Raw genomic sequence first — 11,903 nt, 5'->3', positions numbered from 1 at the left:
CATGCCCATTTACCAATTCGGTGACCTAGTCCCAGAAATTGATGCGTCCGCCTATATTGCCGACAGCGCCAACATCATAGGCAAAGTCAAAATAGAAGCCAATGCCAGCATCTGGTTTGATGTCACCATACGTGGTGACAATGAATTGATTACCATCAGCGAAAACAGCAATGTACAGGAAGGCAGCATTTTACATACTGATCCTGGTTACCCCATGGTCATAGGCAAAAATGTGACTGTCGGCCATCAGGCCATGCTGCATGGCTGCACAGTTGGTGATGGCTCATTGATAGGCATACAGGCTGTAGTACTGAATGGTGCAAAGATAGGCAAGAACTGTCTGGTTGGTGCTGGCGCACTGGTCACCGAAGGCAAGGAATTCCCGGACAACTCCCTCATCATAGGCTCACCTGCCAAGGTAGTCAGAACATTGGGCGAAGCCGATATTGCCGGCCTGCAGCGCAATGCCGACACTTACGTAAAACGCGGACAAGCCTTTAAAACACAACTGAAACGTATAGACTGATTTAGCGACAACAATGACTGATACCTTACAAAAATTCATGTTCGAACATGCCGGTGTACGCGGTGAAATGGTCGAACTGATCCACACCTGGCAACAAACCCTGGCACGCAAGACTTATCCAGCCGCAGTACAAACCATACTCGGTGAGTTGATGGCTGCATCTGCCCTGCTGTCCGCCAATCTGAAGTTTGATGGCACCATGATCATGCAAATCCATGGCGATGGCCCGGTCAAATTGCTGGTCGTTGAATGTGATGCTGAGTTGAAAATGCGTGCCACTGCCAAACTCAGTGAACATGCCAATATCGCAGACGACGCCAGCCTGACTGACCTGATCCATTCTCATGGTAAAGGTCGTTTTGTTATTACGCTCGACCCGAACAATAAATTGCCGGGCCAGCAGGCCTACCAGGGCATCGTACCGCTGGATGGCGATAGCATTGCGACTGTCATAGAAAACTACATGCAGCGTTCAGAACAGCTCGACACCAAGCTGTGGCTGGCAGCTGACGACCAGGTCGCACGTGGCATGCTATTGCAAAAACTGCCTAAAACCGGTGGTGCTGAAGCCCAGGTGGAAGATGAGACCGAAGCCTGGAACCATGCTGTCATGCTGGGTGATACCCTGAAGCGCCCGGAACTGCTGAGCACAGGCATAGACATACTCTTGCACCGTCTGTTCTGGGAAGAAACCATACGTGTATTCGACCCTTTGCACCCGCAATTCCAGTGCAACTGCACACGCGAAAAAGTCGGTGACATGCTCAGAATGCTGGGTGAAGAAGAAATCCAGTCTGCCATTGCCGATCTTGGCACGCTGGATATCAATTGCGATTTCTGTGGCAAGCACTACGGCTTCGACAAAGTGGATTGCGCACAGTTGTTCGTTGCCAGCACGCTGACTGAAGGTACGCTGACCGCGCCTGAAATCAAGCATTAATTTCTATTGGTCTATTGATCCATTGGTCTGGTGACTGCGTGTCGCCAGACCATCCCCATCTCAAACCCAGCTTGAATTCATCACTCTGCATGAGTGTTTGATCACATAAGCCAATTCCCAATTTGATTTTCTGCCATTGTCGAAAGCTCATTATTCCGGAGACTTTCCATGATTCAACAATGGTATAAATTAAATCAAGCAAATCCAGCCAACCAGCACCGCGGCATGGATATCGTACGCATAGGTGTCGCATTGATTATTTTGATGCACCCCCTGCATGGCTACACCCACCTGGCAAATATCCCCAAATTTGGCGAGTTCCTGACTGAACTTGGCTACCCTTTTGGCACTGCCCTGGCATGGCTGGTCTTGCTGGTGCAAACAGCCAGCAGCCTGGCATTACTGGCCAATCGCTTTGTCGTCCCTGCCTGCCTGGGCCATATCGTTGTTGTTTGCTTTGGATTGCTCCATGTTCACTCCCACTATGGCTGGTATGTTGTCGGCCCAGGTCAGGGCGGCATGGAATGGGGCTTTATTCTGTTGACCAGTTTGCTGGGTGTCATGTGGGCATATTGGCCACAACAATACAAAAAAGACAAATAAATCGAGCAATAAAAATATTTTCAAAAAACCTTTGACCCTGACATTAGGTGAGGCTTTATAGTCTCCCTCATTGAAGGAGATCAGGCATGTTATTGAAAATCGGTGAACTGGCCAGCCGCACTGGCCTGACCATACGCACACTGCATCACTACGACAAAATCGGCTTGCTCAAGCCATCTGCGCGCTCAGAGGCAGGGTATCGCCTCTACGACAGGTCAGACATCAAACGCCTGCATCACATACAAGCCCTGCGCCGCCTGGATTTATCGCTGGCAGAAGTGGGCGATGTCATCAACGGCGCTGGCAATGATTTGCACTTCGTCATAGACGAACAGATTTCTGGCCTGGATCAGCAAATAGCACAAAGCATGGAATTGCGTGACAGGCTGCAAGAATTGTCAGGCCTGTTGAAAGCCAATGACGAACCCAATCTTGAATACTGGCTGTCGACGCTGGAAATGATGAGTCTGATCGGCAAATATTTTAGCCGTGATGAGATTCTGGATATGCGCGAACTGGAATCACAAGCGCAAAGCAAGATAGAAACGCATATGGCACCTTTCGTCAAGGCTGCCAGGATTTTGCTGGACCAGAAAATATCACCACTTGACCCACAAGCCAAACAACTGGCCAAAGAATGGGTACTGGCCATGAGTCAAATCATGCCTGATCCCAGATTGCTCAGCAAATTCACTTTGATGCACAGAAAAGAACCTTCACTGCAGTCATTAAGCGGTGTCGATGATGAGATGATGGATTTCATCACCCAGGCATCAGTAGAAGTCAGGTATGACATTTACAGAAAATATCTGAGCGAAGAAGAACTGAGGTATTTTCGCGCCTCATTTTTCAGAAATGCAGAATCATGGACACGCATCTTTTCTGAAGTAAAGCAAAAAATGGCGTTAAACCTGCCACCTGACCATCCCGATGTGCAAGCCACTTTAATCAAATGGCGCGAGCTGTTCATGGATGCATGGGGCAATCATTTGCCCACCATGCTCAAAGTCAGGAGCATCCATGAAAAAGAACCGGAGCTCAGCATAGGCGGAGGTTTGACACTCACTATTATTGCCTATGCCCGCCAGGGAATGGCAATTCTGGAGAAAAACTCTCTTGAAAAGCAGCAAGAAAAAGTAAGGAAAACAACATGAACAACATAGATAAGCATAAAACGGACAATGCGCCTAAAGGCTTATTCAAGGACAGTAATTTTCTCTGGATGATAGGCGGTGGCGCGATCTCCATGCTGGGTGACCAGTTCACTTTAATCGCCCTGCCCTGGCTGGTGCTGAAGATGACTGGTGACACCCTGATACTCGGCATCGTGCTGGCACTGATCAGCGTGCCGCGCGCATTATTGATATTACTAGGTGGAGCAGTGGTCGATCGCTATTCGCCCAAGACTGTGATGATGCAAACCAAATACATCAATACACTGCTACTGGGTATATTGAGTGCGCTGATTTTTTACGGCAAGCTGGAATTATGGATGGTCTATGCACTGGCCCTGGGACTGGGTATCTCGACCGCCTTCAGCATACCTTCAGGTACATCGATGTTGCCACGTGTCGTACAGCCATCGCAATTACAACCTGCGAATGGCATCATGCTGGGCATGCGTCAGTTGACCATGTTCATAGGCCCGGTGCTGGCAGGCCTGCTGATTGCCCTGTTTGGTACGCAAGAAAGCGGCATGGTTCATGATGCGCAAGGTCTGGCAGCAGCATTTTTCTTTGACTGTTTTACCTATGCTTTTTCAGCCTGGACACTGAGCAAGGTCAGAATGAATGAAAGCATGCCAGCACCCCTTGGCGCCGCACCTGCAGCACAAAAACCGGCACTACTAAAGTCTCTGGCAGAAGGTTTGCGTTATTGCTGGAATGAGAGACAACTGCGTAGCTGCTTCATCTATTGGGCGGCAATCGCCTTCTTTATCATGGGGCCGATACAGATTGCCCTGCCGGTGATGGCAAACCAGCTCAACAATAGTGCCAGCGCACTTGGTTTACTGGCAGGCTCACACGGTGCAGGCACCTTATTGGGCATGGTACTGGCAGCCATGAAGCCCAATCTGCGCTTTGGCAACCTGGGCCGCACGATCCTGCTGGTCGATTTCCTGGTCGGCATACTGTTCGCACCCATGGGCCTGATCAGCGCAAGCTGGCAAGGGGCACTGATTTTGCTAAGCGTGGGCATACTCGGTGGTTTCTTGCATGTGGCCGTATTTACCTGGGTACAAAAACAGGTACCGCCACATATGATAGGTCGCGCCATGAGCATGTTCATGTTTATCTTCATGGGCATAGGGCCGGTCTCGGCTGCTTTCACAGGCTGGCTGCTGCGTGGCATCACGATTCCACAATTGTTCATGGGCAGTGGCGGCTTGTTGATTTTGATCGTCATCTCAGCAACACAGTTCAGTACCATATCCATGGTGACAGACAAGAAGGTCCCCGCATAAAACTCCTGGAAAAAAGACTCAGCCTGATCACACGTGATGTTTCAGGTCTGGGTCATTTTTGTCATCACATCGCTAGTGTGCAACCTGGCTTTGGCCTTCAGACTTACAGCGCATAACAATACCATGCAATGAGTAAAAATCATCTCATCGGGCGAAATGCGGGTATCACGCTGGAACATCTGGCGTGCATATTTGCCCCTGGAAAGGTGACACAGAGCAGGGAATAAGCTAAAACTGTTATTGCCACTGATAGCACTTGTCAAAACAGACAGACATGCTTGCAGCATAGCCAGAGAAGCTATTCATGCATCTTGAAGTTATGGCGGAGTAAACTTGGGGGGATTTAAAACTGGAAGTTGGCGAGCCTGATCTGCGGCACTTGCGGTAAGTGACTGTGGCTGCTTCGTTCCCGACCTGACCAGATTGGCCACGCCGCAATGCGCAGGGGCCCGCCAAACCTAATTATATCGCATCAAGCGCAAACTTGCAGCACTTCGGTTCATTTAGAGATATCTTGACTTAAGCCACACAAACTTAGAGCAAACTAGCCGGGCTTTCCCCGCTCGGGTCATTCAAACCGCAATTCTTCATTTCCATCCCCGCCTGGCCCAGTTTCATCGCATCCTTCCATTTGACCATTTCATTTACATAAGATATGCCTGCCCGCGCCCGTTGCGCATGGATTAGTTCAATTACAAACAGGAAAAAAGCATGGAACTTCGCATAAAGCAACTATCAAAACAATACAGCAATGGTGTACAAGCACTTAATGATATCAACCTGACCATACCTGCTGGCATGTTTGGTTTGCTGGGACCAAATGGCGCTGGCAAATCAACCCTGATGCGTACATTGGCGACCTTGCAGGATGCCGATGCGGGCACTGCAATGCTGGACAATATCAATATCCACGAGCACAAAGACCATATCCGCCGCTTGCTGGGTTACCTGCCACAGGACTTTGGGCTCTATCCCAAGGTCAGCGCCTATGACTTGCTGGATCACTTTGCCGTTCTCAAGGGGCTAGATCAGCGCAAGCAGCGCAAAGAGGTAGTCGAGGCCTTATTACATCAAACCAATCTCTACAATGTCAGGAGCAAGCATCTCGGTGGATTTTCTGGTGGCATGCGCCAGCGTTTTGGCATTGCCCAGGCCCTGCTTGGCGATCCTAAACTGATCATCGTCGATGAACCCACTGCAGGCCTGGACCCGGAAGAACGGGTACGCTTTCACAATTTGCTGGCTGACATAGGCACAGAAAAAATCGTCATCCTTTCTACCCACATCGTCGAAGACGTTGCAGACCTGTGCAATAACATGGCAGTCATCAACAAGGGACGAGTCATACTGACCGGGCAGCCACTTACCCTGATAGCACAGATACAGGGAAAAATCTGGAAACGCTTTATAGAAAAAAGCGAACTCGCCGACTGCCAGCAAAAATACCAACTGATTTCCAGTCGCCTGACCTCAGGCCGCACACTCATCCATGTATATGCAGATGAAAAACCTGGCCATGAATTTGAAGCGGCTACTGGCAACCTGGAAGATGTTTATTTCTCTGCGATGGCCGGTTTGCTGACGAGCCCAGCGACATCGCCAGTTCAACGCGCAGCCTGAGGAGTCGTCATGTTAGCGATACTCATGTTCGAGCTGCGTCAGAAGTCGCGCAGTCTTTCTACTTATGTTTATTTTCTGGTTTTTTTCAGTCTGGCCCTGCTATGGATGGCGGCTGCCGGTGGTGTCTTTCCCGGTGTTTCCATAGGCTTTGGTGGCAAGGTCAATGTCAATGCGCCGGTGGCAGTTTTTCAGAGCATTACCTTTCTTGGTTACCTAGGCATCAGCACAGTCGCGGCCTTGATGGGGCAAGCGACGCATCAGGACATAGAGCATCATACCTGGCATTTTTTCTATAGCGCCCCCATCAGCAAATTCCAATATCTTGCAGGCCGCTTTTCAGGTGCGCTGCTGACTTCCATTATCATCTTTTCTGGGCTTGGCCTGGGCGCATGGCTGGGTTGCTATCTGCCGGGTCTGGAGGCTGTCAGGCTGGGGCCAGTACAAGCCCTGTCTTATCTGATGCCCTATCTGTATGCAATCTTGCCAAACTTTATTATTTTTGGTGGCATTTTCTTTACCCTTGGGGCACTGAGCCGCCGCATGATGCCGGTGTATGTATCCAGCGTGCTGCTGATTATCGGCTACCTGGTCGCCCGTTCATTGCGGGCTGATCTGGATAACAAGACCATGGCCGCCCTGCTTGATCCTTTCGGTTCTTCTGCTGTGAGCATGGTGACTGAATACTGGAGCATCGCCGACAAGAATACCCGCCAGATTGCGCTGGACGGCGTGTTCCTGATTAACCGCCTGATCTGGCTGGTTCTTGGTTTTGCCAGCCTGGCGCTATGCTACTGGCGCTTTCAATTCGCTACCGTCAATACGGCTGGCAAACAAAAGAAGGAGCAGGCCGCAACTCCCCCTGTCATTATCCAACCGCAAAAAGTCACGCCGAATTTCGCCAGTAGCCGCAACTGGAAATTGCTGTATGCCGAGAGCATGCTGAATTTGCGCGAGTCAGTCAAAAACGTGTACTTCATCGTCATGCTATTGGCAGGCGTCTTGTTCATGTTCGCGGTTTCCAGTTCCATCACTAAGATGTTTGGCACACCCACTTATCCCGTGACTTATGCAGTACTCGAAATTCTCAGTGGCAGCTTCGGGATATTCATGCTTGCCATTACCACTTTTTATGCTGGTGAACTGGTATGGCGCGAACGGGATGCACGTATTGCGCAATTGCTTGATGCACTACCGATACCCAATTACCTGCCTTTCACTGCAAAACTGATCGCACTGATCATTTTGCAAGGCATCATGCTGTTTGTACTGATGTTGTGCGGCATCCTGATACAGACGATAAAGGGTTATACCAACTATGAGCTGACCCAGTATCTGCAACAATTGTTCCTGATGCAGTGGCCTGACTATGCCTTGCTGGCGGTGCTTGCGATTTCCTTGCAAGCTATCGTCAATCACAAATACCTGGCTTACTTTTTGATCGTACTGTATTACGCAGCTACGATAGCCTTGCCTGCACTGGGTATTGAACATCCGATGTTCCGCTATGGAGTGACACCAGCCTTCACCTATTCTGACATGAATGGCTATGGTCACATGCTGGCGCTTTCACGCTGGTATCTGGCTTATTGGACAGGCGCCGCCCTGATACTGGTCAGCCTGTCCCTGATGATGTGGGTACGCGGCACGACTACTGATTTCCGCCTGCGCTTGCGCTCAGCGAAACAGGCTTTCAAAGGCGGCAATGTCATTTTGCTCGCGTCTGGCAGTTGTATCTTTGTGTTGACTGGCGCTGCGATCTTTTATTTCACTAACGTCCTCAATACTTACCAAAACCAGTTTGCGCAACAGACTGACAATGCCCAGTATGAAAAACGCTATAAACAATATGCCAGCCATGTACAGCCACGTATCAGTGACGTCAAACTGAACGTCGATCTTTATCCTGAAACCCGTAGCGCCCACATCAAAGGGAATTACCAACTAGTGAATCGCAGCAAGCAGGCGATACAGGAAATATTTATCACCCAAAAAGAAGATATCGATATCATCAAGATGGAGTTTGATCTTGCCAGTGAAAAAAATATTGCCGATGGCAAGCTGGGCTTCCATAGCTACAAGCTGAAAAAACCGCTGGCAGCAGGTGAGAAACTGACACTCAATTTTGAGCTCAATATCAAGCCCAAAAACTTCCTGGGCATGAGCCAGGGCAGCTACCTTTATTACAATGGCAGCTTCTTCAACAGCACACTCTTACCTCACATAGGCTATCAGGCTGCGCTGGAGCTGCGGGAAGACAAAGCCAGGCGCGAGCAAGGCTTGCCTGAAAAAGAAAGAATGGCTGAAACCGATGATCCCAAGGCATTGGAAAACAGCTATATCGCCAATGACGCTGACTGGATCAATTTTGATGCGGTGGTTTCAACTTCTGCAGATCAGATGGCCGTTGCGCCTGGCACCTTAAAGCGCCAGTGGCAAGAACATGGCCGTAATTATTATCAATACGTGCCTGAACAGCCTATTTTGAATTTTTATGCTTTCCTGTCGGGTCGTTATAAAGTGAAACAGGCGCAATGGCATGACATCCCTATAGAAATCGATTACCACAAAGGGCATGAATACAATCTGGACCGTATGGTAAAAGGCGTACAAAAATCGCTGGATTACTACACGCAAAACTTTGGTCCTTACCAGCACAAACTGGTCCGTATCATTGAGTTTCCGCGTTATGCGAGATTTGCCCAGGCTTTTCCTAACACCATACCGTTTTCAGAAAGCATAGGTTTCATTGCCCGCGTTGATGACAATAATCCCAAAGAAGTGGATTATCCCTTCTATGTGACCGCACATGAAGTCGCCCATCAATGGTGGGCACATCAGGTCATCTCAGGCAATAGCAAAGGTGGCACCGTGCTGGTAGAAACCCTGGCGCAGTATTCTGCATTGATGGTCATGAAGCATACCTATGGTGATGCAACCATGCGCCGCTTTCTACAGTTTGAGCTGGACAGGTATTTGCAAGGCCGCAGTCAGGAGAGAAAAAAAGAATTACCGCTGGCACGTAATGAAAATCAAGACTATATCCACTATGCCAAAGGCAGCCTGGCCATGTATTTGCTACAAGACCAGATCGGTGAGGACAAAGTCAATCAGGCCCTGCGCCTGGTCATTGCACGCCATGCCAACAAAGGTGCGCCTTACCCTAGCAGCACGGCACTGACCAGGGCATTGCGAGAAGTCACACCGGCTGATCAGCAATATGTGATTGATGATTTGTTTGACTCTATCACCCTGTATGAAAACCGCGCCATTTCAGCTGTTGCCCATATCTTGCCTGACGGGCAGTATGAAGTGACGCTCAAAGTCACCAGCAATAAACTCAAGGCAGATGAACTGGGTGTGGAAAAAGAAGTTCCCTTGAAAGACTGGATGGATATAGGCATAGATGACAAAGACGGCAAAGCTTTGCTACGTCAGCGTCAGCTCATCAATCAAAAAGAAATGGTGTTCAAGCTCGTCGTCAAAGACTTGCCCGCCAAGGCAGGCATAGATCCAGATATCAAATATGTAGATCGCAAACCGGATGACAATCTGATCAAAGTAGAGTTGGTTAGAAAATAATTTCTACTCATCTGCACGGGAAGGCGAGCCAGAGTTCGCCTTCCCTTTCTTGGATTACCTCATTTATTGCCGCCTGGAATAAAAGTAATAATTTAATAATTAAATATTGGACTTATGGTAAATATATTTCCAATTTTGCTTTTCAATTGTGAACTTTCAGACCAGAATATGGCCTCAAGTGCAGGGCCAATATGACCATACTGAAAAGTACTCATATCAAATAAATAATAAGCCACTACCCTGCCTTTGTTGCACATCCATTAATCCAAAAAATCCACACTGGACCATTAACCATGCATAAACATCTTGTTCGCAACTTGTTCGCTGTTGCATTGACCTTACCCAGCTTCGCCTTTGCTGCCCACCCCAGCGAGACCGAAGCAGACCGCTGGAATTTAAATGATATGTATCAGAGCAAGGCAGACTGGGACAAGGATGCCGTCATGCTGGAAGTGCAGTTAAAACAGTTTCAAACCTGTAGTGGTCATCTGGCTGACAATATCGCCCGCTTCAAGACTTGCCTGGATCTGAACGCTGATTTATCCAAACGCTATGCCAAACTGGCCAGCTATGCCTTCCAGTTCCGCGATCAGGATACTGGTGATAATGCCGGCATGGACCTGGGCCAACGCTCAGATATTCTGGGTAGCAAGGTCGAAGAAGCCACCTCTTTCCTGCGCCCGGAAATTCTGAGCATAGGAGCAAAAAAAATCCAGGCATTCCAGGCCAAAGAGAAAGGCCTGAAGATTTATGCCCACCAGCTCGATGACATTTTGCGCTCAGGCGCCCACACCCTGGACAAAAAGGGCGAAGAACTTATCGCCACTTTTGGCATGGCGACCAATACCGCCAGCGCTGTCTATTCGACTTTATCCAATGCAGAAATGCCCTGGCCTAAAGTCAAACTATCGACAGGTGAAGAAGTACGCATAGACCAGGCTGCCTATACCAAATACCGTGCTGCACCCAACCGTGCTGACCGCCAACTGGTGTTTGATGCATTCTGGGGAAAATGGAAAGAGTTTGAGCGCAGCTATGGCGTGACCTTCTACGAACAGTTAAAACGTGACTCGGCCTACGCCAAGATACGCAATTACCCGGATTCGCTGACACAGGCGCTGGATAACAATAAATTGCCACGTGAAGTGTATGACACACTGGTAACGCAGACCCGCGCCAACCTCCCTACCCTGCACCGCTATTTCAAACTGCGCGCCAAACTGCTCGGTGTAAAAGACCTGCGTTATTTCGACATTTATCCGCCGCTGGTGTCTGGTGATTTTAAATATCCTATCAAGGATGGTGTCAGGCTGATGCTGGAGTCAGTCAAGCCGCTGGGTGATGACTACGCCAAGGCCATGGCAAAAGCCACGACTGAACGCTGGATGGATGTTTATCCTCGTCCACGCAAACGCTCGGGTGCCTATATGAATGGCGCTGCCTATGATGTTCATCCTTACCTGCTGTTGAACTACAACGATGATTATGAGTCTGTCTCGACTCTGGGCCATGAATGGGGTCATGCCATGCACTCTTATCTGGCCAATAAACATCAGCCATTCATCAGTGCGGACTACCCTACTTTCACGGCAGAAATTGCTTCGACCACCAATGAAGTCTTCCTGCTGGACCATATGTTGAAAATCGCCAAGAGCGATGACGAACGCCTGCTCTACCTGGGCTCAGCGCTGGAAAACCTGCGCGGCACTTTCTTCCGTCAAGCCATGTTTGCCGACTTTGAGCGCGAAGTACATGCCAAGGTCGATAAAGGCGAATCCCTGACTGGTGAAGCACTGTCGAAAATCTATGGCGACATCCTGAAAAGCTATCATGGCGACAAAGAAGGCGTCATGAAGATAGACGATACCTATGCTGTGGAATGGGCATACATCCCACATTTCTATAACCGCTTCTATGTATTCCAGTACGCTACATCCATCGCTGCAGGCTCAATGTTTGCTGACGAAATACTCAAGGGCCAAACTGGCGCCAGGGATAAGTACCTGAACATATTGAAAGCGGGTGGTTCTGCCTATCCTTATGAACTGGTCAAGAGCGCAGGAGTTGATCTGGCCTCACCCGCCCCGTATCAGGCAGTGTTTGTGCGCATGAATAAAATCATGGATCAGATTGAAGCAATACAGGCAAAACGCTAATACAATACGCAAATC

The 11,903-nt window shown here is 49.1% G+C and carries 8 protein-coding genes and 1 other RNA gene; 8 read left to right on the top strand and 1 reads right to left on the bottom strand.

Going from position 1 to position 11,903, the window contains the following annotated elements; genetic code table 11:
* The first annotated feature begins 1 nt into the window (after position 1).
* From ACO0LL_RS11645 to ACO0LL_RS11625, 5 genes are all read left to right on the top strand, one after another.
* Entirely contained in the window at positions 2-526 is a 525-nt protein-coding gene (locus ACO0LL_RS11645; protein WP_422951031.1) for a gamma carbonic anhydrase family protein, read from the top strand.
* A 13-nt stretch (positions 527-539) separates the two neighbouring features.
* Positions 540-1,466, top strand: coding sequence for an Hsp33 family molecular chaperone HslO (gene hslO, locus ACO0LL_RS11640; protein WP_422951030.1), 927 nt, complete (start codon positions 540-542; stop codon positions 1,464-1,466).
* A gap of 168 nt (positions 1,467-1,634) precedes the next feature.
* Positions 1,635-2,069, top strand: coding sequence for a DoxX family protein (locus ACO0LL_RS11635; RefSeq protein WP_422951029.1), 435 nt, complete (start codon positions 1,635-1,637; stop codon positions 2,067-2,069).
* Positions 2,070-2,155: 86 nt separating this feature from the next.
* Entirely contained in the window at positions 2,156-3,223 is a 1,068-nt protein-coding gene (locus ACO0LL_RS11630; protein ID WP_422951028.1) for a MerR family transcriptional regulator, read from the top strand.
* Positions 3,220-4,533 carry an MFS transporter gene (locus ACO0LL_RS11625; RefSeq protein WP_422951027.1) on the top strand — a complete coding sequence of 438 codons (1,314 nt, stop codon included), beginning with the start codon at positions 3,220-3,222 and terminating at the stop codon, positions 4,531-4,533. Before ACO0LL_RS11630 ends, ACO0LL_RS11625 begins: the two co-directional genes overlap by 4 nt.
* 355 nt (positions 4,534-4,888) lie before the next feature.
* Here the strand turns inward: ACO0LL_RS11625 and ffs are convergent.
* Positions 4,889-4,987: signal recognition particle sRNA small type (gene ffs, locus ACO0LL_RS11620), an RNA gene on the bottom strand.
* Between the two features lie 257 nt (positions 4,988-5,244).
* On the opposite strand from ffs, the gene ACO0LL_RS11615 reads away from it, so the two are divergent.
* The 3 genes from ACO0LL_RS11615 to pepF all read left to right on the top strand — a co-directional run bounded on the left by ACO0LL_RS11615 (position 5,245) and on the right by pepF (position 11,888).
* Positions 5,245-6,153 (top strand): ABC transporter ATP-binding protein, encoded by a 909-nt coding sequence (locus tag ACO0LL_RS11615; RefSeq protein WP_422951026.1) that lies wholly within the window; start codon positions 5,245-5,247, stop codon positions 6,151-6,153.
* Between the two features lie 9 nt (positions 6,154-6,162).
* Positions 6,163-9,732 (top strand): ABC transporter permease/M1 family aminopeptidase, encoded by a 3,570-nt coding sequence (locus ACO0LL_RS11610; protein WP_422951025.1) that lies wholly within the window; start codon positions 6,163-6,165, stop codon positions 9,730-9,732.
* Positions 9,733-10,025: 293 nt separating this feature from the next.
* Positions 10,026-11,888: an oligoendopeptidase F gene (pepF, locus tag ACO0LL_RS11605; RefSeq protein ID WP_422951024.1), complete on the top strand. Its 1,863-nt coding sequence runs from the start codon at positions 10,026-10,028 to the stop codon at positions 11,886-11,888.
* The last annotated feature ends 15 nt before the right edge of the window (positions 11,889-11,903 follow it).

The organism is Undibacterium sp. TC4M20W, from assembly GCF_049340245.1.
Taxonomy (GTDB): Bacteria; Pseudomonadota; Gammaproteobacteria; order Burkholderiales; family Burkholderiaceae_D; genus Undibacterium.
The sequence above is the reverse complement of the archived record's forward strand: the minus strand, read 5'-3'. Positions and strand labels throughout refer to the sequence as shown.

Bases quoted from the DNA above. Each gene is read 5' to 3' on its own strand.
- ACO0LL_RS11635 (WP_422951029.1), top strand. From the start codon at position 1,635: ATGATTCAACAATGGTATAAATTAAATCAAGCAAATCCAGCCAACCAG.
- ACO0LL_RS11615 (WP_422951026.1), top strand. From the start codon at position 5,245: ATGGAACTTCGCATAAAGCAACTATCAAAACAATACAGCAATGGTGTA.
- ACO0LL_RS11645 (WP_422951031.1), top strand. From the start codon at position 2: ATGCCCATTTACCAATTCGGTGACCTAGTCCCAGAAATTGATGCGTCC.
- pepF (WP_422951024.1), top strand. From the start codon at position 10,026: ATGCATAAACATCTTGTTCGCAACTTGTTCGCTGTTGCATTGACCTTA.
- ACO0LL_RS11610 (WP_422951025.1), top strand. From the start codon at position 6,163: ATGTTAGCGATACTCATGTTCGAGCTGCGTCAGAAGTCGCGCAGTCTT.
- ACO0LL_RS11625 (WP_422951027.1), top strand. From the start codon at position 3,220: ATGAACAACATAGATAAGCATAAAACGGACAATGCGCCTAAAGGCTTA.
- hslO (WP_422951030.1), top strand. From the start codon at position 540: ATGACTGATACCTTACAAAAATTCATGTTCGAACATGCCGGTGTACGC.
- ACO0LL_RS11630 (WP_422951028.1), top strand. From the start codon at position 2,156: ATGTTATTGAAAATCGGTGAACTGGCCAGCCGCACTGGCCTGACCATA.